22 protein-coding genes and 1 riboswitch are annotated in these 22,424 nt (G+C 69.4%); of the genes, 10 read left to right on the top strand and 12 right to left on the bottom strand.

Going from position 1 to position 22,424, the window contains the following annotated elements; translation table 11 throughout:
* Window positions 1–1,448: 1,448 nt before the first annotated feature.
* Window positions 1,449–2,552 carry a metallophosphoesterase gene (locus ACIQBL_RS36325; RefSeq protein WP_401949832.1) on the top strand — a complete coding sequence of 368 codons (1,104 nt, stop codon included), beginning with the start codon at window positions 1,449–1,451 and terminating at the stop codon, window positions 2,550–2,552.
* A gap of 750 nt (window positions 2,553–3,302) precedes the next feature.
* Here the strand turns inward: ACIQBL_RS36325 and ACIQBL_RS36320 are convergent.
* From ACIQBL_RS36320 to thiC, 3 genes are all read right to left on the bottom strand, one after another.
* Entirely contained in the window at window positions 3,303–3,536 is a 234-nt protein-coding gene (locus ACIQBL_RS36320) for a hypothetical protein (protein ID WP_401950380.1), read from the bottom strand.
* 251 nt (window positions 3,537–3,787) lie between these two features.
* Complete coding sequence (locus tag ACIQBL_RS36315) at window positions 3,788–4,321, bottom strand: phosphoribosyltransferase (RefSeq protein ID WP_401949829.1); 534 nt, start codon at window positions 4,319–4,321, stop codon at window positions 3,788–3,790.
* Window positions 4,322–4,471: 150 nt separating this feature from the next.
* On the bottom strand, window positions 4,472–6,346 hold the full coding sequence (gene thiC / locus ACIQBL_RS36310; RefSeq protein ID WP_401949826.1) for a phosphomethylpyrimidine synthase ThiC: 1,875 nt from the start codon (window positions 6,344–6,346) through the stop codon (window positions 4,472–4,474).
* Window positions 6,339–6,528: riboswitch (TPP riboswitch) on the bottom strand. It overlaps the preceding gene by 8 nt.
* Window positions 6,529–6,599: 71 nt before the next feature.
* Between thiC and ACIQBL_RS36305 the strand changes: the two genes are divergently transcribed.
* Entirely contained in the window at window positions 6,600–8,126 is a 1,527-nt protein-coding gene (locus tag ACIQBL_RS36305) for a YibE/F family protein (RefSeq protein WP_401949823.1), read from the top strand.
* 78 nt (window positions 8,127–8,204) lie between these two features.
* On the opposite strand, the gene ACIQBL_RS36300 is transcribed toward ACIQBL_RS36305, so the two are convergent.
* The 4 genes from ACIQBL_RS36300 to ACIQBL_RS36285 form a co-directional block, all read right to left on the bottom strand.
* Window positions 8,205–8,642, bottom strand: coding sequence for an SsgA family sporulation/cell division regulator (locus tag ACIQBL_RS36300; RefSeq protein WP_401949820.1), 438 nt, complete (start codon window positions 8,640–8,642; stop codon window positions 8,205–8,207).
* 99 nt (window positions 8,643–8,741) lie between these two features.
* The gene (locus ACIQBL_RS36295; RefSeq protein ID WP_401949817.1) at window positions 8,742–9,650 is read right to left on the bottom strand and encodes an IclR family transcriptional regulator; all 909 of its coding nucleotides are present in this window, start codon (window positions 9,648–9,650) and stop codon (window positions 8,742–8,744) included.
* A gap of 198 nt (window positions 9,651–9,848) precedes the next feature.
* Window positions 9,849–10,061, bottom strand: a complete 213-nt coding sequence (locus ACIQBL_RS36290; protein WP_401949814.1) for a DUF5326 family protein — start codon at window positions 10,059–10,061, stop codon at window positions 9,849–9,851.
* A gap of 196 nt (window positions 10,062–10,257) precedes the next feature.
* Window positions 10,258–10,575 carry a cupin domain-containing protein gene (locus ACIQBL_RS36285; RefSeq protein WP_019073397.1) on the bottom strand — a complete coding sequence of 106 codons (318 nt, stop codon included), beginning with the start codon at window positions 10,573–10,575 and terminating at the stop codon, window positions 10,258–10,260.
* 48 nt (window positions 10,576–10,623) lie between these two features.
* On the opposite strand from ACIQBL_RS36285, the gene ACIQBL_RS36280 reads away from it, so the two are divergent.
* The 5 genes from ACIQBL_RS36280 (at window position 10,624) to ACIQBL_RS36260 (ending at window position 14,370) form a co-directional block, all read left to right on the top strand.
* A complete protein-coding gene (locus ACIQBL_RS36280; RefSeq protein ID WP_401949811.1) occupies window positions 10,624–11,001 on the top strand; it encodes a phage holin family protein in 378 nt (125 codons plus the stop codon).
* A 7-nt stretch (window positions 11,002–11,008) separates the two neighbouring features.
* Window positions 11,009–11,500 (top strand): low molecular weight protein-tyrosine-phosphatase, encoded by a 492-nt coding sequence (locus ACIQBL_RS36275; RefSeq protein ID WP_401949808.1) that lies wholly within the window; start codon window positions 11,009–11,011, stop codon window positions 11,498–11,500.
* Complete coding sequence (locus tag ACIQBL_RS36270; RefSeq protein WP_401949805.1) at window positions 11,497–12,642, top strand: cystathionine gamma-lyase; 1,146 nt, start codon at window positions 11,497–11,499, stop codon at window positions 12,640–12,642. The genes ACIQBL_RS36275 and ACIQBL_RS36270 overlap by 4 nt, the downstream gene beginning before the upstream one ends.
* Window positions 12,643–12,870: 228 nt before the next feature.
* On the top strand, window positions 12,871–13,776 hold the full coding sequence (locus tag ACIQBL_RS36265) for a LysR family transcriptional regulator (RefSeq protein ID WP_401949802.1): 906 nt from the start codon (window positions 12,871–12,873) through the stop codon (window positions 13,774–13,776).
* A gap of 111 nt (window positions 13,777–13,887) precedes the next feature.
* Complete coding sequence (locus tag ACIQBL_RS36260) at window positions 13,888–14,370, top strand: NUDIX domain-containing protein (RefSeq protein ID WP_401949799.1); 483 nt, start codon at window positions 13,888–13,890, stop codon at window positions 14,368–14,370.
* A 16-nt stretch (window positions 14,371–14,386) separates the two neighbouring features.
* Here ACIQBL_RS36260 and ACIQBL_RS36255 read toward each other — a convergent pair whose 3' ends face one another.
* Together ACIQBL_RS36255 and ACIQBL_RS36250 are read right to left on the bottom strand one after the other, a co-directional pair.
* Window positions 14,387–15,946: a globin domain-containing protein gene (locus ACIQBL_RS36255; RefSeq protein WP_401949796.1), complete on the bottom strand. Its 1,560-nt coding sequence runs from the start codon at window positions 15,944–15,946 to the stop codon at window positions 14,387–14,389.
* A gap of 305 nt (window positions 15,947–16,251) precedes the next feature.
* On the bottom strand, window positions 16,252–16,887 hold the full coding sequence (locus tag ACIQBL_RS36250; protein WP_401949793.1) for an HAD family hydrolase: 636 nt from the start codon (window positions 16,885–16,887) through the stop codon (window positions 16,252–16,254).
* A gap of 194 nt (window positions 16,888–17,081) precedes the next feature.
* On the opposite strand from ACIQBL_RS36250, the gene ACIQBL_RS36245 reads away from it, so the two are divergent.
* Window positions 17,082–17,948, top strand: a complete 867-nt coding sequence (locus ACIQBL_RS36245) for a GNAT family N-acetyltransferase (RefSeq protein WP_401949790.1) — start codon at window positions 17,082–17,084, stop codon at window positions 17,946–17,948.
* A gap of 69 nt (window positions 17,949–18,017) precedes the next feature.
* Here ACIQBL_RS36245 and ACIQBL_RS36240 read toward each other — a convergent pair whose 3' ends face one another.
* Both ACIQBL_RS36240 and ACIQBL_RS36235 read right to left on the bottom strand, forming a co-directional pair.
* Window positions 18,018–18,440, bottom strand: a complete 423-nt coding sequence (locus ACIQBL_RS36240) for a heme-binding protein (protein ID WP_401949787.1) — start codon at window positions 18,438–18,440, stop codon at window positions 18,018–18,020.
* A 112-nt stretch (window positions 18,441–18,552) separates the two neighbouring features.
* Window positions 18,553–19,761 (bottom strand): MFS transporter, encoded by a 1,209-nt coding sequence (locus ACIQBL_RS36235; protein ID WP_401949784.1) that lies wholly within the window; start codon window positions 19,759–19,761, stop codon window positions 18,553–18,555.
* Between the two features lie 141 nt (window positions 19,762–19,902).
* Here ACIQBL_RS36235 and ACIQBL_RS36230 point away from each other — a divergent pair, with 141 nt between their 5' ends.
* Window positions 19,903–20,361: a MarR family winged helix-turn-helix transcriptional regulator gene (locus tag ACIQBL_RS36230; protein WP_401949781.1), complete on the top strand. Its 459-nt coding sequence runs from the start codon at window positions 19,903–19,905 to the stop codon at window positions 20,359–20,361.
* A 39-nt stretch (window positions 20,362–20,400) separates the two neighbouring features.
* On the top strand, window positions 20,401–20,853 hold the full coding sequence (locus ACIQBL_RS36225; RefSeq protein WP_401949778.1) for a GNAT family N-acetyltransferase: 453 nt from the start codon (window positions 20,401–20,403) through the stop codon (window positions 20,851–20,853).
* 94 nt (window positions 20,854–20,947) lie between these two features.
* Here ACIQBL_RS36225 and ACIQBL_RS36220 read toward each other — a convergent pair whose 3' ends face one another.
* Window positions 20,948–22,333: a serine hydrolase domain-containing protein gene (locus ACIQBL_RS36220; protein WP_401949775.1), complete on the bottom strand. Its 1,386-nt coding sequence runs from the start codon at window positions 22,331–22,333 to the stop codon at window positions 20,948–20,950.
* Window positions 22,334–22,424: the final 91 nt, after the last annotated feature.

Below are 22,424 nucleotides of genomic sequence, written 5' to 3'. Positions count from 1 at the left end.
GCCGCGAGTGGGTGGGGCGGTTGAGCTTGCGCTCGCGGCCGGGTGCTGTGACGGGTTGGCGGGGCGCAGGGGCCGCTTGGGCGGGCGTTGGTGCCGTCGCCGGGGGCCGGATCCGGTCAGGGCTTGGCGTCGGACGGGGCTGCGCTTGGGTTTCACCGGGTGCCGTGGTCTGGCGCGGGCAGGACCGGACCCGCTCCGGGTCCCCGTGAGGGTGCCTCGCGAGGGTGCCTCGCGAGGGTGCCTCGCGAGGGGTGGTGCCGGGACTCCCGTCGAGGTGTGCCAGGGGCGTGGCTCGGTGTCGAGGCTCGTCTACGGGTGCCCGTCAGGGGCGGGCGCTGTTGCCGGGACTCTCTCGGGACGTGGTGTCGGGAGAAGCGGTACTCGGACTCCCACCGGGTACCGCAGCCCGGCGCGGCAGGGCGCGGGCTCGCCACCGGGTACCGCGGTCCGGCAGAGCGGGGCGCGGAGTTGCCACCCTCCCGCTCCGCATTCGCGCTCCACCTTCCCGCTGGGGAAGGGCTGCTCGGTGTCGGAACTCACGCCGGGTGCCCGTGCCGAGGAGGGTTCGGTGCTGAGCACTCCTTTCGGGTGGCGTGGCGAGTGGGCGCGGTGCCGGAGTCCTATCGGGTACCGCCCGCCGTTCGGCTCCCACCGGGTGTTGCCGTCCCGCCGAGGCAACGCCCGGAGCCGTGCCGGGGCCCGCCGGGGGCGGGAGCGGACCCACTGCGAGAACCCCCAGGCGCGCCTGGCGAGCGAAACCAACCCCAGGGCTCCGACCCCTCCCCCCGGTCCGGCCGAGGCGGGCGCCCGGAGGCAGCACGCCAGCCGCCGTAGGAGAACCGGAGCGGTGGGCAGACACCCGACGTCGCGATGCGCAGGACTTCCCGCAACCGCCCGCGACGGCCCGAACAGCACCGGCACCGGGATGACCCCGGGCGAGCGCTGGGCACCGGCGCCGGCACGAGCCAGGCAGGTTCTGGGCACCGGCGCCCACTGGTAACCCAATACCGCCAGCAGGCAGGCAACCAGCATCGGTACCGGGCAGACGACCCGCACCCGCGCCAGCACCGGGCAGACGACCCGCACCCGCGTCAGAACCAGGCAGAGACCCAGCACCGGCAGGGGCCCGGCATCAGCACCAGGCAGAGACCCAGCACGGGCAGGGGCCGGGCACCGGCACCGGCAAGGCCCCCCGTACCCGCCCCGGCCGACCCAGCACCCCCACCGGCGAAATCCAGCCGCGTACACGGCGGGAACCGACCGCCGTCAAGCGGAGGGCACCCGGTCGAAGCCCGGTCCAATCGGGGCGAAAGCCGCCGTGAAGTGGAGTCCTGCTCTGATTCACCACCCCTGGGTCATCACATGGCGCGATCCGCATTCCTATGATGGGCCCACGGCACCGCGGGCCGCTGCGACCAGGCAGTCCGACGCGGTGCAGATGCGGCGCGATGGTGGAGGGGTCGATGACTCAGGGGGCCGGTCAGGGACCCGAGGTGGAGCGGACGGCGACGTTGCGCGACTTCCGGGTACCGGCGTATGTCCACGAGACCGGTCCGTACGCCGACAGCGCGCAGCCCGGCGGCGCCGTACGACCCGACGAGGAGGCCTTCGACGAGGCCTATCCCGACGGGTACACGCCGACTCAGCGCGATCTGCCGGTCATCAATCGGGGTGACACGGTTCAGGTCGCGGTGGACCCGGCGTCGGTGGCCGCCGCGCAGCAGACGGAGGGCCCCGGTCCGCTGTTCGTCGTAGGAGACGTGCACGGCTACCTCGACGAACTGGTGGCCGCACTGCGGGAGAAGGGCCTGATCGACGCCGCCGGCAGCTGGTGCGCGGGCACCGCCCGGCTGTGGTTCCTCGGCGACTTCACCGACCGCGGACCCGACGGCATCGGCGTCATCGACCTGGTGATGCGCCTGTCCGCCGAGGCCGCCGCGGCCGGCGGCTACTGCAAGGCGCTCATGGGCAACCACGAGCTGCTCCTGCTCGGCGCGAAGCGGTTCGGCGACACCCCCGTCAACTCCGGCGCGGGCACCGCCACCTTCCAGGCGGCCTGGCTGCTCAACGGCGGCCAGAAGACCGACATGGACCGCCTCCAGGACGTCCACCTGCAGTGGATGGCCCGTCTGGACGCCATGGAGGAGGTCGACGGCCATCTGCTCGTCCACTCCGACACCACCGCCTACCTCGACTACGGCGACTCGATCGAGGCCGTCAACGACAACGTCCGCGAGACCCTCACGCGCAACGACGCGGACGAGGTGTGGGACGTGTTCCGCAAGTTCACCAAGCGCTTCTCCTTCCGCGACGAGGGCGGCGCCGAACACGTCCGCTCCTTGCTCGACATGTACGGCGGGACCCGGATCGTCCACGGCCACAGCCCGATTCCCTATCTCCTGGGCGACGTCGGCTCCGAGGACGGCGAGGACACCGCCGGTCCCGTGGTCGAGGGACCGCACGTCTACGCCGAGGGACTGGCCATCGCGATGGACGGCGGAGTGACCATGGCCGGAAAACTGCTGGTCCAGCAACTGCCCCTGGATATCTGAGCGTTTATCGGGCAGACGTCCCCCTCGGAGGACCGGCGGACGACAGCGCTGGCCAGGGGCCAATTTCTGGAAACCCCCTGTCACCGTGTGCCGTCGCCGCTCTACCATCGCCTTATCCGTAGCAGGCTCCCCTCCGTTTCTGCCCGACGGCTCGTTGGCATGCGAGCCCCAAGCCCTACGGAGCATCGGGGGATGCACATGAACAGCGTTCCGCAGCACCTGCACAGCGAGGACCGCCAGGAGTACGAGCGGATCCTCGACGAGGCGCTGCGCTCCGCCCCTACCCGCCCGGAACTGGCCGCTGTCGGTAAGCGGCTCAACCCCGAACAGCTGCGCACCATGGCGCTGAACGCCACCGCACTCATCACGGCGGCCGCGGCGACCGAGTACCAGCACTACGTGAAGGTCCGCGAGGAACTGCGCCATCCGGCGTCGTCCACCCCGTCGTCCGTCGGCGAGACCGGCTCCGCGGAGCCGGACGCCGCGGGTGCGATGGGGCTCGCCACCACCCTGGGGGAGGCTGCCGAGGGTGCGGGTGCCGTCGCCGTCGCCGCCGTCCTCACCCCCGTCCTCGCCGGCACGGCCGCGGCGATCTTCCTGCTCGTGGGCTACATCCTCAAGATGCTCACCCCCGAACCGGCGTTCGCCCAGACCATGCTCACCGCCGGATGGGTGTTCGGCGCCATGACGGCCGCGGCGATCCTCGTCGCCGCCGTCGGCCTGCTGCTCACCGCCCTGCGCAACCGGCCCTCACCCGACACCGGCCCCTACGGCGAGTCGGGCGGCGAAGTGGCCCGGGCCAGGGATGCCTGGCACGACGCCCTCCTGGAACGCGGCATCCTGCCGTTCCTCCAAGAGGCGCTCGCGACTCCAGGAGCGGCACCAGTGCGCCGTACGACGCCCCCGGGCCCGAGTCGCATGCCGCACCTCGGCTACGACCGCCCCGGCTTCTCCAGCCCCGACGACGGCCCGGAGCCGGGCCACCGCCCGAGCTTCAGCAGCCCGGACTTCAGCAGTCCGGATTTCGGGGGGCCCGAGCACGCGCCGGAGTAGCCCCTCGGCTTGCGCCCCCACCCAGGGGAGCGCAAGCCGAACACCCGGTCACAGGGGCCGCGGAGCCGTGCCCTCGTCGAACTCTCCCCGACTCCCCGCCCTGCTCACGCCGGATGTCGCGGGAGATCTTCATTGAGGACAGCTACACCCATGAAATGCCGTATGGCAGGTCGTACCGCCTATTACGCGTTGTGGGCGGGCAGCTCAGCCGCGCTGACGATGCCACGGACTCCAAGGTTCGATCGGCAGTGGTCACTGGCTTGGTCGACGATCACGCCGCAACCGCCCCAGCGACTGCCACACTCTTCGACCATCAACCGGACAGCTGTCGCCTGACTGCCAGTCTCGATCCAGTCGTCAACCATCAGCACCAAGTCCGTCGGGGTCAGCGACGCCCTTTGAAGGCGTAGCTCGTGGCGGATGCCGCGGTAATCGGGAGCGGTCTGCCGGACGGCCTTCACGCCCGGAAAGAGTCCGGCTTGCTTGCGCACCGGGACGAATCCGACCCCAAGTTCGATGGCGGCTGCCGCCCCGAGCAGGAATCCTCGGGACTCGATGCCACAGACAGCCGTGATGTCGTCCTGTTTGAACGGGTCCACCAGACCACGGACAACCAGGGCGAGCGCCTTGGGGTCGCGGAAGATCTTCCACACATCGGCGTGGCCGTCGATCCACTGGAAGTGCTCAAGCGTGAGGCTGCGCGCAGTGGTCGACATGGTCGCGAGTCTCGTGTCCCCCTGTCAGCTGGGCAACTCAATATGCGGTCGACACCACCAACCACCACCGGACCCACCGGCGTCCACAAACAGTTGCGACGAAACGCCGCCCCGACAGCGGAGCTTCTCGGAGCGGCGCTCGTGTGAGCGTCAGTCAGCGAGCGGCAGGTACACCCGGCTCCCGCTGGCCGCGAACTCCTTCGACTTCTGCAGCATCCCCTCGGCGACCTCCTCAGCCGTCGCCCCCGCAGCCGCCGTACCACCGAACTGCGCTGTGATGCTTTGGCTGATCTTCATCGAGCAGAACTTCGGCCCGCACATCGAGCAGAAGTGCGCCGTCTTGGCCGGCTCCGCCGGAAGCGTCTCGTCGTGGAATTCCCGTGCCGTGTCCGGGTCGAGGGCCAGGTTGAACTGGTCCTCCCAGCGGAACTCGAAGCGGGCGTCGGACAGCGCGTCGTCCCATTCCTGCGCACCGGGGTGCCCCTTGGCGAGGTCGGCTGCGTGGGCGGCGATCTTGTAGGTGATGACGCCGGTCTTGACGTCGTCACGATTGGGCAGGCCCAAGTGCTCCTTGGGCGTGACATAGCAGAGCATGGCCGTGCCCCACCAGGCGATCATCGCGGCACCGATGCCGGAGGTGATGTGGTCGTACGCCGGCGCGACGTCCGTCGTCAGCGGGCCGAGCGTATAGAACGGAGCTTCATCACAGATCTCCTGCTGAAGGTCGATGTTCTCCTTGATCTTGTGCATCGGGACATGTCCCGGGCCCTCGATCATGGTCTGTACATTGAAACGCTTCGCGATCGTGTTGAGTTCCCCGAGCGTCCGCAACTCCGCGAACTGCGCCTCGTCGTTGGCGTCCGCGATCGACCCCGGCCGCAGGCCGTCACCCAGCGAGTAGGTGACGTCGTAGGCGGCGAGGATCTCGCACAGCTCCTCGAAGTTCTCGTACAGGAAAGACTCCTTGTGGTGCGCCAGGCACCACGCCGCCATGATCGAGCCGCCGCGCGAGACGATGCCGGTCTTGCGGTTCGCCGTCAGCGGTACGAACGGCAGCCGCACGCCCGCGTGAACCGTGATGTAGTCCACACCCTGTTCGGCCTGTTCGACGACCGTGTCCTTGTAGATCTCCCAGGTCAGCTCCTCGGCGCGGCCGTCGACCTTTTCGAGCGCCTGATAGAGCGGCACCGTGCCGATGGGGACGGGGGAGTTGCGCAGCACCCACTCGCGGGTGGTGTGGATGTTGCGGCCGGTGGACAGGTCCATGACCGTGTCGGCGCCCCAGCGGGTCGCCCAGGTCATCTTCTCGACCTCCTCCTCGATGGAGGAAGTGACCGCGGAATTGCCGATGTTGGCGTTGACCTTCACCAGGAACCGCTTGCCGATGATCATCGGCTCGATCTCGGGATGATTGACGTTGGCTGGCAGCACCGCCCGCCCGGCCGCGATCTCCTCCCGGACCACCTCGGGCGAAACGTTCTCCCGTACGGCCACGAACTCCATCTCGGGCGTGATCTCGCCCCGTCGCGCGTAGGCGAGCTGCGTGACCGCCACGCCGTCGCGTCCGCGTCGCGGCTGACGAGGCCGCCCGGGGAAGACCGCGTCGAGGTTGCGCAGCCCACCGCGCGGTGAGGTGTGCTTGATTCCGTCGTCCTCGGGGCGAACGGGACGGCCCGCGTACTCCTCGGTGTCGCCGCGGGCGATGATCCAGTTCTCCCGCAGCGGCGCCAGCCCCCTGCGGACATCGGTGTCGACGAGCGGATCGGTGTACGGGCCGGAGGTGTCGTACAGCGTCACCGACTCCCCATTGGTGAGGTGCACCTGACGGACCGGCACCCGCAGATCGGGGCGCGAGCCCGCGACGTACCCCTTGTGCCAGCCGATGCGCCGCTCGGCCTCCGTCGGCTTTCCGTTCGCCGCGGACTGCTCGGCCTCTGTGGACTGCCCGGCCCGCGCGAACTCTTCGCCCGGAATGGGCTGTTCGTCCTGGCTGAAGGCAGACGTGCGTACGTCCTTGTTGGTCATGAGACCTACTCCCTACGCCGGCATTACCCGGTAACAGGTTCGGCGGTCGACGCAGCGGCTTCCGTCAGCCGATGTTTCATGTGAAACATCACTCGATTCAGGTGACGTTTCCCGTGAAACATCGCAGAGACGAAGGTCAGCGCCCTCTCAGCCCGGTGCTCCGAGCTCCCGCGTGTGCAAAGGTGCCTCCACGCTAGCGTCATAAGTGGCGCGGTGAACAGTGGGCCTCCGGCGTTCTTGCGATGATCGGGCGGTGACCACGACGCAGCAGCCCCCGTACCCGCCGACCGGGCCGCCCCATGGCCACGACCACGGTCCCGGAGGCGACCACGGCCACGGGTCCGGGGACGACCATGGTTCCGGATCGGGTTCCGGGGACGACCACGGCTCCAGCGGGGACGGCGGACACGGTTCCGGTGCGGGCGGCGGACACGGTCATTCCCACAGTCACGGCCCCGCCGCCCCCGTCTCCCGGCATCTCCGAAAGGTCATCGCGGCGATCCTGATCCCGTTCACCGTGGCGGTCGTGGTCGGCATGGTGGTGCTGTGGCCCGGCGGCGCCCCGTCGCACAAGCGCACCGGGGTCGGCTTCGACCGGCAGACGCAGCAGGCGACGGTCACCAAGGTCGTCAGCGTGAGCTGCGCGTCGGTGAACGCCTCGGGCGGGAGCGCGACCGGGGACACCTCCACCGCCGAGGGCTCCTCCGCCCAGCAGGAGGCGGGCGGCACCTGCAAGAAGGCCACGGTCACGGTCGGCACCGGCAAGGACAAGGGCCGTACGTTCACGGAGATCGTGCAGCCCGACCAGTCACGGCAGTTGCATCAGGGCGAGAAGGTCGTGGTCGCGTACGAACCCTCCGCGCCCCGGGATCTGCAGTACTCGGTCGCCGATGTGAACCGCAAGTTCCCGATGGCGCTGCTCGCCGGCATCTTCGCGCTGGCCGTCGTGGTGGTGGGACGGCTGCGCGGTGTCATGGCACTGATCGCGCTGGCCATCAGCTTCATGATCCTGAACTTCTTCATCCTGCCCGCAATCCTGCACGGCTCGAACCCGCTGATCGTGGCGGTGGTCGGGTCGAGCGCCATCATGCTGATCGCCCTCTACATGTGCCACGGCCTGTCGGCCCGTACATCGGTGGCGGTGCTCGGCACGCTGATGTCGCTGGTGCTCATCGGCGTCCTGGGGTCGGTGTTCATCGGCTGGGCCGCGCTCACCGGTAACACGGACGACAACACGGGCCTGATCCATGGCCTTTACCCGTCGATCGACATGAGCGGTCTGCTCCTCGCCGGCGTCATCATCGGTTCGCTCGGTGTGCTCGACGATGTGACGGTCACGCAGACATCGGCGGTCTGGGAGCTGCACGAGGCCAACCCGTCGATGGGCTGGCGCGGGCTGTACCGCGCCGGCATCCGTATCGGCCGCGACCACATCGCCTCCGTCGTCAACACGCTCGTCCTCGCCTACGCGGGCGCCGCCCTGCCTCTGCTGCTGCTTTTCTCCATCGCGCAGAGCAGCGTCGGGGCGGTCGCCAACAGCGAGTTGGTAGCCGAGGAGATCGTGCGCACGCTGGTGGGTTCGATCGGCCTGGTCGCGTCGGTACCGGTCACCACGGCCCTCGCCGCCCTGGTGGTCTCGGCGGACCGACCGGGACCCGAGAAGGCTCCGGCGGGAGGACGGGCAGCGGCTACGGCGGGAGCACCGGCGGCGGCTACTGCGGCGCCGGGCGCCAAGCCCGCACCGGCACGCGGCGGGAAGGGCCGGCGCCGCAAGCACTGAGGACGGCGAGAACCGCCGCGCAGAGCTGAGCAGAAGCGTTACGCCAGCTAATCGGCCCAACACCGCCGTGACAGCGCTTCAGCCGGCGCTCTGTTCCTCTGCCAGGATGCGGTCCAACGCCTCGTCGAGGTGGGCGTCGAAGTCCGCGAGGGCACGCTCCTGACCGAGCGGAACCAGCCGGTCGGTGCGGTCGAGGAACGCCACGAGCGGTGCCGCGCCGGTGCGGAACAGCGCGTGGTCGCTGCCCACCTGAAGCCGGATCAGCACCTCGCCCAGCGTCTCGGGATCGACGGGGGCGATGTGCACATCCCCTTCCCCGCACGGCCTGCCCACCCCGTCGATCAGCAGCTCCCGGCCGAAGGTCCAGGTCACCGGGGCGTCCCCCGGCAGATGGAAGGTCAGCCGCACGGCGTACGGATCGCATGTCTCGTAGCCCAGTTCGACCGGGATACGGAAGGAGAGCTCCTCGGAGACGAGGAAGCTCATCATGACCTCTGCCTGTACGGACTCGCGCATCGCCTATCCCGTCAATTGCCGCCGACTGGCTGGGAATGATCCCTGTGACACTGAAGGAATATTGCTGAACGTGCACGGCAGATCACAAGGAGTAATTTTTCAGATGCTGATAGAGAGCGCGAGCGACCCCACAAGCCTGCCGACCTCGGTCTGCAGTTGCCGGGCCGCGGCCGGCAGCCGTTCGGCCTGATGCGCGGGCAGGGAGATGGCCATCGTGGCGGCCGTGGTGCCGAGCGTGATCGGAATCGCCGCGCAGACCGTCCCCAGCGCGTACTCCTGACGCTCCACCACCGGCTCCATCCGCCGCATCCCGTCCAGGCGCCGCAGCAGGGAGTGGCCGTCCCGCACGGTGTACGGGGTGAGGGACCGCACGGGGAAACGGTCGAGGTGGTCGCGCCGGGCCTCCTCGTCCAGCTGAGCCAGCAGACACTGCCCGATCGCGTGCGCGTGCCCCGTCTCACGGAAGTCGGCCCACTCCTCGACCGCCGGATTGCCCGGGGTGTCGGAGACGCACATGACCTCGATCTCGCCGTCGCGGTACATCGCGTAGTAGACCGGTACGCCGATCGAATCCCGCCAGGCCGCCAACGCGTCGACGATCGTGCTGCGACGTTTCTCCTGTGCTCCGCTGCTGCTCAACCGCTCGGCCGCTTCTCCGAGGAAGAACAGCCCTTTGTCGCGGCGGAGATAGCCCTCGTGCACGAGGGTGCGCAGCAGGTGGTACGCCGTGGGAAGGGCGAGGCCGGTCTCACGGGCCAGTTGTTTGGCGGGGGCTCCGTGCTCGTGCCCGGCGACGGACTCCAGCAGGCGCATCGCCCGCTGCACGGATCCGATGAGGGTGGCGGCGGACTGATGCTGGTCGGGAGCCGGCACGGAGCGCTGCTGCGGCGGGGCCGCCACCGGGCGCGGCTGCCGCGCGGAGGCCGTCAGGGGTCGTGGCTGAGGGGGTGGGACGGGCTGGGTGGGGGGTGCGTGTGGTTCTACGGGTGCGGTGTCAACCGTGGCCAAGGGTCACTCCCGGAGCGCGAGGGGGCAGCCCGTGCGGGGAACACGGGGAGGGGGTGCGCCGCCCGCGGGGTTCGTCCCCGCGTCGAATTCCGGACTTTAACCGCCCGCCACCGCCCGCAGACGGCCTGTCCGGAAAACTTCCCTCCCCCGAGGGAACCGGTGATTCCTGTTACCGATCACCGGTTGCCCAGCAGGGCCTCACCAGTCGCTGCGTGAGGAGGAGCTCGCCGTGAACTTCCGCACGACGTAGATCAGTCCGCCGACCAGCGCCACGAAGACCAGCACCTTGAAGAGCAGGCCGACGATGATGCTCACGACGGCCGTTATCAGGCTGCCGAACACGACCAGGGCGATGACCGGCACCGCGACCCACTTCACCCACCACGGCAGTCCGCCGAAGATCTCTCGCATTGCCCTCGTCCTTTGCCTCTCCGCCCGTCGCTCGTACCGGGTCCTGTCGGTGTCCGGCACTCCTGTGCCGGATCTCTGATGTCCTGCACCCGATGCTAGGGCGGGCGACGGCCGAACGGGGGCCTCGCAGCCCTTGTCCTCCCCTGACCGTTCCCCTAGGGAACCCTGAGACACGGGTCAGGCTTCCGGTGGAGAGTCAGGCTTCGGGGGGCGAGAACACCACCAGCACCCGCAGGTCCTCGCTGATGTGATGGAACTTGTGGGCCACCCCGGCCGGCACGTAGACCACGCTGCCGCGTGCCACCTGGGTGGTCTCCATGCCGACGGTGATCGCGGCGCGCCCGCTCACGACGAAGTACACCTCGTCCTGGTTGTGCGGCTGCTGACGGTCGTGGTCGCCCGCGTCGAGCGCGTACAGGCCGACCGACATGTTCTTCTCACGCAGGAACTGCAGGTATGCGCCGTCGTTGGCGGCACGCTCCGCCTCCAGTTCATCCAACCGGAATGCCTTCATCGCCCTCGTCCACACTCGGATTCGATCTCTTCTGTCACGATCAGACACATGAAGAATTTTCTAGTCAAGACGATCGCCAACGCGGGCGCCCTGGCGGTCGCCGTATGGCTGCTCGACAAGATCACTCTGACCGGCGACAACACGTTCAAGAAGGTCTGGACCCTGCTGCTCGTCGCGGTGGTCTTCGGCCTGGTGAACTTCCTCGTGAAGCCGATCGTCAAGGTGCTGACCTTCCCGCTGTTCATCCTGACGCTCGGTCTGATCACCCTGGTGGTCAACGCGCTGATGCTGCTGCTCACTTCGTGGCTGGCCGACAAGTTCGACCTGAGTTTCCACGTCGACGGCTTCTGGACCGCCGTCCTGGGCGGCCTGATCATCTCGGTCGTCTCCTGGGCGCTCAACGTCGTCCTGCCCGACGGGGACTGAGCACGCCGTGACCTACCGCGTCAGCTTCGTCTGCACCGGCAACATCTGCCGCTCCCCGATGGCCGAATCGGTCTTCCGCGCGCGGGTGGAGGAGGCCGGGCTCGACGGTCTGGTCGAGGTCGACAGCGCGGGCACGGGCGGCTGGCACGAGGGCGACGGCGCCGACCCGCGCGCCGTCGCCGTCCTGGAGGAGCACGGATACGACGGCGACCATGTCGCACGCCAGTTCCAGGCCTCCTGGTTCCCCCGTCTGGACCTGGTCGTCGCCCTCGACTCGGGCCACCGCAGCGCACTGCGCCGCCTCGCCCCGACCGAGCAGGACGCCCGGAAGGTCCACCTGCTCCGCTCCTACGACCCCGCCGCCGACGGCGACCTGGATGTACCCGACCCGTACTACGGGGGCCTGGACGGCTTCGAGGAGTGCCTTGAGATGGTGGAGGCGGCGAGCGCGGGACTGCTCGCCGCGGTGCGCGAGGAAGTGGAGGGACGAGCGGTATGAGTGATTCCGCCGCAGACAAGGGGGCGGGAGACGGCACGCGCGCGGTGCGGGCCGGACTGCCCGAGCCGGTCAAGCACGAACCGACCCTGCCCGGGCCGGTGTTCGCCGCGCACTTCCACCTCCCGGGCGAGGTGACGGGCCCGTACGCCTACGGCCGTGACGAGAACCCGACGTGGACCCATCTGGAGCGCGCCGTCGGAGAGTTGGAGGCACCCGGGCAGGACGGCGTGGAGACGCTCGTGTTCGCCTCCGGCATGGCCGCCATCTCCTCGGTGCTCTTCTCCCAGCTGCGGGCCGGCGACACGGTCGTCCTGCCCGACGACGGCTACCAGGTACTGCCCCTGGTCCGTGCGCAATTGGAGGCGTACGGCATCCAGGTGCGCACCGCGCCGACCGCCGGGGACGCCCAGCTCGACGTCCTCGACGGCGCGAAACTGCTGTGGATCGAGACCCCGTCGAACCCCGGGCTCGACGTGTGCGACATCAGTCGGCTCGTGGAAGCGGCACACGCGCGTGGCGCCCTCGTAGCCGTCGACAACACCCTCGCCACGCCCTTGGGACAGCGTCCGCTGGCACTCGGCGCCGATTTCTCCGTGGCGAGCGGCACCAAGCAGCTCACCGGGCACGGGGACGTCCTCCTGGGGTACGTCGCCGGAACCGACGCCACCGCCATGGCCGCCGTACGCCGCTGGCGCAAGATCGTCGGCGCGATTCCCGGGCCCATGGAGGCCTGGCTCGCGCACCGCTCGATCGCCACCCTCCAGCTGCGCGTCGACCGGCAGAACGCCACCGCGCTGACCCTCGCCGGGGCCCTGCGCGGACGGGCCGAGGTGACGGGACTGCGCTATCCGGGGCTGCCGGACGACCCCTCGCACAAGATCGCCTCGCGGCAGATGCGGCGCTACGGGTGTGTGGTTTCGTTCACGCTGCCCACGCGCGCGCGTGCCGAGCGTTTTCTCGACGCCCTGCGGCTCGTGGACGACGCGACGAGCTTCGGCGGGGTGCGGTCCACCGCCGAGCGGCGGGGGCGCTGGGGAGGTGACGCGGTGCCGGAGGGCTTCATTCGCTTCTCGGTCGGTGCCGAGGATCCCGAGGACCTGGTGGCCGATGTGCTGCGTGCGCTGGACGCGTCGGCGCGGTGACCGCTTTACGTACCGCCGGTCGGTGTCCTGATACGCACAACGGACGGTCCGAGCCTCCCCCCTCGTGGCTCGGACCGTCCTCGGTTCCGTACGCGAAGAACCGCGCGAACCAGGCTAGTTGACTCTGTGTCAGTGTCCAATCACAGTAGCGACAGCAACCTATCGACTTATTTATAGTTGGGCCCTGCCCGGGGCTGGAGAAAGGGTGGGGAAAGGAGAGTGCGCGCCATGGATCTGGCCTTGCTGCGCACCTTCGTGACCGTGCACCGGGCCGGCTCCTTCACCCGCGCCGCGGCCCTGCTCGGCCTCTCCCAGCCGGCGGTGACGTCCCAGATCCGCACCCTGGAACGGCAGTTGGGCCGCCCTCTGTTCCTGCGCCAGGCCCGTGGAGTCACCCCCACCACCATGGGCGACGAACTCGCGCACAAGGCCGCGCCGCATCTCGACGCGCTCGTGGAGATAGCCGAGACGGGCCCCGACAACGACTCCTCGCTGCGCACCCTGCATCTCGCCGGGCCTCCCGAGTTCACCGCCGAGCGGGCGCTGCCCGCGCTCACGGAGCTGACCGGCGACGACGGCCAGGGGTTCGCACTGCGCGCGTCCTTCGGGAACGCCGAGGAGACCCTGGAGGGGCTGGCCGCCGGACATCATGATCTGGCCATCAGCACGGCCCGTCCCCGAGGGGCTCTGCTCACCGCGACAACGCTCTGCGACGAGGAGCACGTCCTGGTCGCCGCCCCGCACTGGGCCGAGCAGATCGACTCCGCGAAGCCCGGCCCCAAGGACGCCCCTGCCCTGGACGACCTCCCTGTGGTCGAGGTCCACGAGTCGCTGCCCTTCGTCTCGCGGTACTGGGCCTCCGTCTTCGACTCCCGTCCGGCCACCCCGGGCACCGTCGTCGTACCGGACCTGCGCGCGGTCCTCGCCTGCGCGATCGCGGGAGCCGGCCTCGCGGTACTGCCCCGCTATCTGTGCGCCCTCGCGCTGGAACGCGGTGAGGTCGTCCCGCTCCACGAGCCCGCGGTACCGCCGCTGCGGACGTATTTCCTGGTGGTCCGGACCGGCACTCTCGCGATGCCGCACATCGCCCGGGCCCACGAGTGGTTGCAGCGGGCGGCCACCGACTGGGGCTGACCAGGGACTTTACGGCCGCTCCGCAACGAGCGCGCCGAACGTCACGCTCTGAACCGTCGAGGTCACGTTTCGCGATGTTTCACGTGGAACCAGCCGGGCCACATTTCTCCCATGACCGTCCGACCCGTGGTCAAGCGCACCGCACGCGCCGTTCTCCTCGACGGCGACGCCCTGATCCTCATCAAGCGCACCAAGCCCGGTGTGGATCCCTACTGGGTCACGCCCGGTGGCGGGGTCGAACCCGGGGACACAACCGTCGTCGACGCCCTCCACCGAGAGGTGTACGAGGAACTCGGCGCCAAGATCACCGACGTGGTGCCCTGCTTCGTGGACACCGTCGAGCACATCGGCGCGAACGCGGCCACGACCGGCGTGAAGGTGCAGCACTTCTTCGTCTGCCACCTGGAGTCCATGGACCCGGCGCTACGCCACGGCCCCGAAGTGGACGAGCCCCTCGGCGAGTACGAGATCGTACGAGTGCCCTTCACCCGGGTCGGCATCGCGTCCGTCCATCTCGTGCCCCTGTCCCTACGGCACTACCTGGACGGCAACATCGAAGGGGTCCGCGCGATGCACGCTCCCGACCTCGGCTGACGCCTCCGGCACCGGGTCAGTCCCCGGCCGCCACCAATTCCTCGACCGCGTCGTGCCGTATGCGTTCCGGTGGGATACCGACGTCCCTCAGGGCATGGACACCGCTGCGGATCATTCCGGGCGGCCCCGAGACGTAGGCGTCGTAGCCGCTCCACGGCCCGTACGTCCTTATGGCGTCGGGGAGTTGAAGGCGCGCCCGCTGTTCGACGATCGGCCGGACCTCCAGCCACGGGTGCGACTGCTGGAGCCGGAGCATCGTGTCGATGTCATAGAGGTCCTGGTCGGTGCGGGCGCCGTAGAACACCTCCACCGGTCGCCGCTCGCCGTGCTCGGCGATGTCCTGGACGAGCGCCTTGATCGGCGCTATGCCAGTGCCGCCGCCGAGGCAGAGCAGGCCGCTGTCGGTGGTGTGGTCCACGGTCATCGAGCCGGCCGACGGGCCGAGCCGGATGACGTCGCCGGGCCGGGCTCGGTGCACCAGCGCGTTCGAGACCCAGCCCGCCGGGACGGCCTTCACATGGAAGGTCAGCAGTCCGTCCGAGCGGGGTGCCGAGGCCAGGGAGTAGTGCCGCCAGATCCGCGGCCACCAGGGTGTCTCCAGGCTCGTGTACTGCCCGGCGAGGAAGGGGTAGGGCTGGTCCGGGCGGACGGTGACGACGGCGACGTCCCGGGTTCGGAGATCGTGGCTGACGACCTCCGCATGCCACCAGGCCGGAGCGCGCAGTTCGTCGGCGGCGGCCGCGTCGATCATGACCTGCGAGATCGTCGTGTACGCCCGTACCCAGGCCGCCTCCGTCTCCGCGTCCCAGACGGCGGTGGCGTACTTGTTCAGGGCGCCGATGAGGCACTCGCCGACGGCCGGGTAGTGCTCGGCCCGGGTGCCGTACTTGCGGTGCCCGCGGCCGAGGTTCCGCAGATACGCGACGAGGACCTCGGTGTTGTCGATGTGCTCGGCCGCGGTGAGCAACGCCTTGAGCAACCGGTCCCGCTGGGTGTCCATCGCCGCCGGGAACAGCGACCGCAGCTCGGGGTGGCGCACGAAAAGCAGCGCGTAGAAGTACGAGGTGACCTTGTCGGCCACGGGCCCGACTTCGGCCATGGTCCGTCGGATGAGCACGGCGTCCGGGGATGCCTGCTCGGGGACCGGGCCGGAAGAACGCTGGGCGGGCACGCGCAGAGTGGCCGGGGCGCTTTCGACAGCGCGCAGTGGGGGCGCCGTCCGCGCGGGGGCGGGAGACAGTGCCTGGGCAGGGGTGGAGGGCTGCGGGGCGGTCTCTGCCGACGGTATTCGCTCCTGGTAGGCCACTGTGCCCTGCTGAGCACCGGGCCCGCCCGTATGCGACCCGGCAGCGTCGCCGCTCGGATCGGTCCGGACCGAACTCTCCATGGGCGGACGCTCCTTGCTCCCCGCCGTGCCTCTGCGGACCGGGCGCAGCACGGCTGGACGCCGCCCCTCCGTCGTCTCACGCTCTTCGCCCAGAGGCACTTCCGGCTGCTTGCGCGGAGTGAACCAGCCGCTTCCGCCGCCGCCCCCGGACGTGCCGTCGTCGGCCGACGGGGTGGTCGGACCGTCCATGGTGTGCCTCGCCTCGAACATCTCTCGGTCGGTCGGCGCGCTTCCTCAACCGGAAGCTGCCTGCTTTCCGCGTGGACGGCTTGCTTCTCCCCATTCGGTCAAGCGGCCAATACAGCCATATCCAACCCGCATTCGCACTGCGTACGGACAAGTAAGGCGAGAGTGTGACATTGCCCGCAGTACTCTCACGCGGCGTCCCGCTCCGCACAGGAACCGGAGTCGACCATACCGGCCCGCGTTCCGCACACAAGCCCCGGCTCGCTCCCCCACGAACAGGCAGAGAGGCGAACCATCGGCTCCCTCAACTACCGGGCGCGGCGCACCAATTCGTAGGCATCCCACAGATCCCGCCCGGCATAGGAGTGAGTCGCGAGGCCCGACAGATGCTGATCGGCATTGACCGCCACAGAGACGGGCACGGCACCGAACAGATCCTTGTCCGACATCGAGTCGCCATAGGCGACACAGTCGGCCCTCGTCACCCCGAACTCCTCGCACAATCGATCCGCGATCACCACCTTCGCCGCAGAATTGAGGACACCGGCCAGGTCCATGGAAGGCTCGGTGAAAGGCACGGCGGGAAAAAGCGATCCGTGTGCCGCGTGCGCGCCCCAGCCTCTGAGCCGTTCCACGAAGAAGGAAGGCGAGAGCGATACGACGGCGCAGTATTCGCCGGCACTCCTGATCTCGGCCCAGACCTCACGGATCCGCGCCAGCCAAGGGGCGCCTTCGAAGGCCGCCGCTACATCTGCCTCGGTGAGATCCGCCCACAGCGTGTACACGCGGGTCGCATACTCCGGCGGCCCGATCAGCCCGGCCGAGATCTCCTGCTCAAGTGCCACCGTCTCGGCCTCCAGACCGAGTTGACGTGAGATCTCCAGGGGCGCACTGGTTCCGTGCAGCAAAGTGCCGTCGAGGTCGAAGAGATGAAGTCTCGCCATGGGCCACGAGGTTAGTGGGACACCCTGTGGCGCCTTCCGCGAGCCTGCCGGATGACCACCGTTCGCCGGTGTTTCACGTGAAACATCCGGCTTCTGTCGGTGCGTTGTGCAGTCGGCCACGACATGGCCAAAAGCGAGTACGTCTGATCGGAAACAGGTGGACGCCGACAACGCAGTCAGACAGCCTGACCTGCGTGCCGACTCCTTCCCTCGCCGCTCTGCCCATCCGCCGGCTGACGCTCCGCGATCGCATCGCCTGTGCCGACTTGTCCGAGGACCGGAGGTGGCCACGCGAGGAACACAAGTGGGGTTTCCTCCTCAGCGCGGGGAAGGGCTACGGCATCGACGATCCCGAGGGCGGCCTCGTCGCGGCATGCGTCGTCACGGAGTACGGCCCGCAGGACCGCCCGGATCTGGTTGCCATCGGCATGGTTCTGGTCGCCGAGCGGCATGCCCGCCAGGGTGTGGGACGCCGGCTGATGCACCATGTGCTCTCGGCGATGGGCACCACACCCCTGACCCTGTACGCGACCCCGAACGGCCGCCCGCTCTACGAGGAACTCGGCTTCAAGGCGACCGGCCGGTCCGAGACGCTGCGCGGACACTTCACGTCTGCTGGACCGGAGTCCCGGATCGCCACCCGTGCGGCCACAGCAGAGGACCTCACCGGCATCCTGCGTCTCGACGAGGCGGTGTTCGGCACCGATCGCACGCCCCTCATCGCCCGGCTCCCCGCCTTTGCCGACCAGTTGCGGGTGGCGGAGGAGAACGGCCGGATCATGGGGTACGCGGCGGCCTGGCCCAACATGGACACACAGGTCGTGGGCCCACTGATCGCACAGGACGCGGAGACAGCGAAGGCACTCCTCGCCTCACTCGCCGCCCGCACCGACCGTCCGCTGCGCACCGACATCGACGTACGCCACGAAGACCTGCTGTCCTGGGCGAAGGAACGCGGACTCGTTTCCTCCGCCTTCAACGCCGTGATGACGTACGGGATCGCGGAGTTGCCGGGCGACTGGACACGGCGGTTCGCCCCACTGACGGTCGCGGCAGGCTGACGACTTCGGTGTACGGAAACGCCGGCCCCCGGCTACCTCAGGGATCGGCGTTTCCGTCATCGTCAAGCGTCAGACGAGTGCCTCTACGGCGGCCTGCGCGAAGCCGTGGTCCTGCGTCGGCGCGCCGCCACCGACCCCGATCGCTCCGATCAGGCGGTCGTCACGGTGCACGGGGATACCGCCCGCGATGAACAGCAGCGGCCGGTCGAGCGCGGTGGGCAGGGTGTGGAAGAGACCTCCGGGCTGAACGGCCTCGACGAGGTCGGCGGTGGCCGCGTTCAACTGCAGCGCGGTGTACGCCTTGCGGGTGCTGGTCTCCCCGGAGATCAGCACAGCCTGGTCGTCCCGCCGGAAGGCGAGCAGATGACCGCCCGCGTCCAGCACGGTGATGCTGACCGTGACCCCGGCGGCCTCAACGGCACAGCGGGCCTGAGTGACGAGTGCCTCGGCGTCCTGGATGGTCAGCGGGGCTACGGCGGTGTTGGTGCTCATCAGGGTTTCTCCTTGCGGGTGTTGCTGTTCTGGTGTCGGTCAGAGGCCGAGGTCGGCAGGAGGGCACAGGGGCCGCCCTGGCCCCGCGTCTCCCCACTGCTGCCCGGCGGGGTCAGTGGTGGAGGGCGGTCCGCTGCTCGCTCGGTGTGGCAGCCGCCAGGACCGCGCTGCGGGCGCTGGTACGGCGTTCCAGGGCGGCCGAGAGAATCGCGAGGACCAGAGCAGCGGCGGCGAGGACGGCGCCGACCCAGTTGGGTGCGGTGTAGCCGAAGCCGGCCGCGATGACGAGGCCGCCGAGCCAGGCGGACAGCGCGTTGCCGAGGTTGAAGGCGCCGATGTTCACGGCCGAGGCCAGCGTCGGGGCACCGTGTGCCTGGTCGAGGACCCGCTTCTGCAGCGGCGGCACGGTGGCAAAGCCCAGGGCGCCGATGAGGGCGATGGTGACGGCTGCCGCGATCTTGTTGTGCGCGGTGACCGTGAAGAGGGCGAGCACGACGGCCAAGGCGCCCAACGAGACGTACAGCATGGGCATCAGGGCGCGGTCGGCGAACTTGCCGCCGACGAGATTGCCGCCGACCATGCCGAGGCCGAAGAGGACGAGCAGCCAGGTGACGGAGCCGTCGGCGAAGCCGGCGACGTGGGTCATCATCGGCGCGATGTAGGTGATGGCCGCGAAGACGCCGCCGAAGCCGAGGACGGTCATCGCCATGGCGAGCAGGACCTGGGTGTTCTTGAACGCGGCCAGTTCGTGCCGCAGTCGTACGCCCTCCGGCTTGGGCAGGTCGGGCACGAGCTTGGCGATGCCGGCCAGGCCGATGACGCCGAGGCCCGCGACGAGGGCGAAGGTGACCCGCCAGCCGATGGACTGCCCCACGAGGGTGCCCAGCGGGACGCCCACGACGTTGGCGACGGTCAGGCCGGTGAACATCATCGCGATGGCTCCGGCCTTCTTGTCCGAGGCCACGAGTTCCGCCGCGACGACCGAGCCGATACCGAAGAAGGCGCCGTGGGCGAGCGAGGCGACCACGCGGCCGATCAGCATCACCGAGAAGCTGGGGGCGACGACGGAGAGCAGGTTGCCGACGATGAACAGGCCCATCAGCAGCATCAGCATCCGCTTGCGGGGGACCTTGGTGCCGAGCACGGTCATCAGCGGGGCGCCGATGACGACACCCAGCGCGTAACCGGTGACCAGCAGTCCCGCGGTGGGGATGGAGACCCCGAAGTCACCCGCGACCTGGGGCAGCAAACCCATGATCACGAACTCGGTCGTGCCGATTCCGAAGGCCCCGATCGCGAGGGCCAGAAGCGCGAGAGGCATGTGGAGGTGCCCTTCCCAGAAGATTGCATGAGCGCTTTACGCGCGTTCACAATAGTTGCAGGCGCGGGTTATATGCAAGCGCAGACTATTTCACTTGTGCCCTATCCTGGGTTCAGCCGCTCCGGAACGGAGGAAACGCCAATGACAGCGACGGACCCCGCACTCACCGCCCTCGCCCAGGGCTGGTGCGCCCTTTCCCTGTTGCACGGGAGGATCGAGGTGCACATCGAGCGGGCCCTGCAGGCCAAGCACGACCTGAGCCTGCGTGAGTACTCCCTGCTCGACGTGCTCAGTCGGCAGCACGACGGTGAGGGGGGCCATCTCCAGATGCGGCAGGTCGCCGACGCTGTCGTCCTGAGCCAGAGCGCCACCACCCGGCTGGTCACCCGGCTCGAGGACCGCGGCCTGCTCGCCCGGTACCTCTGCCCGACCGACCGCCGGGGCATCTACACGAACGTCACCGAGGCCGGCCTCGCCCTGCTCGAAGAGGCCCGCCCGACCAACGACACCGCTCTGCGCGAGGCTCTCGACGCGGCGGCCCGGAACCCCGAGTTGGCACCCCTGGTCCGGGTCGTGGAGTCGACGAACGCGCCCGCCTAGGCCCGTCCCGTGCCGCACGCCACTGCCTAAGGTGGGGTCATGGGAGATCTTGAAATACGGGCCGCAGTCACCGAAGACGTCCCCGGCATCGTCGGCATGCTCGCCGACGATCCGCTGGGCTCCCAGCGCGAGTCACCGGACGACCTGACGCCCTACCTGGCCGCACTGGAACGTCTGACCGTCGACCCGAACCAGCACCTGGTCGTCGCCGTGCGCGAGAACCGTGTCGTCGGCACCCTCCAGCTCACGGTCGTCCCCGGGCTGTCCCGCAGGGGAGCCACCCGCTCGATCATCGAGGCCGTACGCGTCCACGCTGACGAGCGAGGCAGCGGCCTGGGTACGCGGCTCATCGAGTGGGCGATCGCCGAGTCACGCCGCCAGGACTGCCAACTGGTCCAGCTGACCTCTGACATCACGCGCACCGACGCCCACCGCTTCTACGAGCGGCTCGGTTTCACCGCCTCACACGTGGGATTCAAACTCCCGCTCTGAAGAGAGCTCTCCACCAAGCGGGACCGAAGCATCCTGCCGACGGCAGGAGGGGTCATGTTTCACGTGAAACATGACCCCTCCGCGGCCGCGACGGCTAACGAATCCCCCGCCACCCCTCCGGGTCCACCCCACCCGGCACAGAAGCGCTCTCCTCGTACGGCTGACGTGTGAAAACGAACGAGCCGAGGTCAAGGTGGCTCACGGACCCGTCCGGGCGCCGTACGGGTCGCAGGAGCTCTCCGGCGTAGTAGCCCTCCAGCCCGGTCCAGGTGCCATCACCGTTGGCCCGGAAACGCGAACGGCGGCCACTGCCGGCCAACGGCTCCAGCGAGGCCCCTCCGTCGGCCGTCAGCCGTAGGGCGAAGCCGTGCGTCCCCCAGTACCACTGCCCCGCCAACTCCAGTACGGCGGCGTCGACTTCGGCCATCGGTCGCCAGGGCTCGGGAATCCTCGGCTCGGCCTCGGCGACGATACGGACGAGATCGGCGGCCACCGATGACAGCAGCGGTCCGGAGGTGCAGTTGGCCAGCACCACCGCCGAGACGTCGTCCGCCAGGCTGATGGTGAGGTTCGCCAGGAAGCCGGGCAGCGATCCGGAATGGCCGACGAACAGTCGGCCGTCGCGGCGTTGGACCTGCAGTCCGAGACCGTATGCGGAGCCGTCCATGACGTCGGCGGCCTCCGCCGGTGCCGCGGGCGTCCGCATCTCCCGCACGGACTCCGCGCTCAGGACCTGGTCGTCTCCGTCGGCCAGGAACACGGCGAACCGGGCCAAGTCTGCGGTGGTGGACCAGAGTTGACCGGCCGGTGCCATACGGCCGAGGTCCTCGGCGGGTTCCGGCAACAGCGCGTCGGCCCACGGATGCACCGCCCAGCCACCCGCGTGCGGCGCCTGCGGCTGAGCACTCGTGCGGTCGAGGCCCAGAGGTTCGAGCACTTCCCGCCGGAGTACGTCCTCCCACGGGGCACCTCGCAGTTGTTCGACGAGCGCGCCCAACACCGTGTAGCCGGGGTTCGAATAGTGGAACCTGCGGCCGACCGGATGCAGCAGGGGCTGCTCACCCAGCACATCGCGAAGCTCCGGACGCAGGGAACCCGGCGTCCGCTCCCACCAGGGCGCGGGCGACTCGGCAGCCAACCCGCCTGTGTGCGCGAGGAGTTCGGCGATGGTGGCCTCCCCCGCGCCGGTGCCGGGCAGATGCTTCTCCAGCGGGTCACCGAGATCGAGGACAGCCTCGTCACGCAGCCGCAGCACCAGGACTGCGGTGAACGTCTTGGTGATCGAGCCGATCCTGTACTGCACGTTCTCGTCCGGCCCGTGCCCGTCCACCGAGGTCCGCGCGCCGTGCCACACCGCGCGCCCTCCCCGCACCACCGTCGCGACCAACGACGGCGCCCGCCCCTCGGCCTGGGCCACGGCGATCCGATGCAGCAGCGCCCTGCGGGTACCGGGAAGCAAGTCGTCCTGAGATGTCGTCATGCCCCCAGTCCATCCGGCGGGACGGCCGTACGTCGAGCACATTTCTCGGGACACGGCGCCGGGTCGGCCGCCTGCGGTCGCGTGGCGCCGC

Origin of the sequence: Streptomyces sp. NPDC088350 (assembly GCF_044753545.1) — a bacterium.
Taxonomy (GTDB): domain Bacteria; phylum Actinomycetota; class Actinomycetes; order Streptomycetales; family Streptomycetaceae; genus Streptomyces.
This window is presented reverse-complemented; position numbering and strand designations above follow the sequence as displayed.